The organism is Micromonospora echinofusca (genome assembly GCF_017614955.1).
Classification (GTDB): Bacteria; Actinomycetota; Actinomycetes; order Mycobacteriales; family Micromonosporaceae; genus Micromonospora; species Micromonospora echinofusca_A.
On sequence record NZ_WVUH01000705.1, the window covers coordinates 1 to 812 of the forward strand.

At 70.1% G+C, this 812-nt stretch carries 1 protein-coding gene; it reads left to right on the forward strand.

Translation table 11 applies throughout. From position 1 onward, the window contains the following. Positions 1-89 precede the first annotated feature (89 nt). Complete coding sequence (locus GSF22_RS34000; RefSeq protein WP_208817974.1) at positions 90-734, forward strand: LysE family translocator; 645 nt, start codon at positions 90-92, stop codon at positions 732-734. The last annotated feature ends 78 nt before the right edge of the window (positions 735-812 follow it).

Consider the following 812-nt stretch of genomic DNA (forward strand, 5'->3'; position numbering starts at 1 on the left):
CCGGTACACCACACCCGGCACCACCGGCAGACCAGCACCCACCGATTGGCGCTCGCACCAGTCGGCACACCCCTGGCAGGCTCACCCGCATGGTGGACGGGGAAGCAGTCGTCGGAGTGGTACTCGTGTCCCTGGGCATGGTGCTCACCCCCGGCCCGAACATGATGTACCTGGTGTCACGCAGCATCACCCAGGGCCGCCGCGCCGGACTGGTGTCGCTGGCCGGCGTGGCCGTCGGTTTCCTGGCCTACCTGACCGCCGCCACGTTCGGCCTCTCCGCGGTCTTCACCGCCGTACCCCAGCTCTACCTCGCGGTGAAACTCGCCGGCGCCGCCTACCTGGCGTGGCTTGCCTGGCAGGCGGTACGCCCCGGCGGCACCTCCGTGTTCGCCCCGGTGGACCTCGCCCCCGACCCGACCCGCCGGCTGTTCACCATGGGCCTGTTGACCAACCTGCTCAACCCGAAAGCAGCGATCCTGTACGCCTCGCTGATCCCACAGTTCGTCGACGTGACCGCCGGACACCTCGTCATGCAGGGCTTCCTGCTCGGCGGAGTGCAGATCGCGGTGAGCATGACCGTCAACACCGCACTGGTCCTCACCGCCGGCACCGTCGCGGTGTTCCTCGCCCGCCGCCCGACCTGGCTACGCGTCCAGCGCTACGTCACCGGCACCGTCCTCGGCCTGGTCGCCGTACACCTGGCCACCGACCCGGCGCGCCCCGCCACCACCTGAACGGGCACCCGACCTGATCCGCGCCGAAACAGGCCCCCTGACCGAACGCCCCGAACGCCACACCGGAGCTGTCTCTTA

Excerpts from the sequence above, each read along its gene's own strand:
- GSF22_RS34000 (WP_208817974.1), top strand. The coding sequence starts at position 90 with ATGGTGGACGGGGAAGCAGTCGTCGGAGTGGTACTCGTGTCCCTGGGC.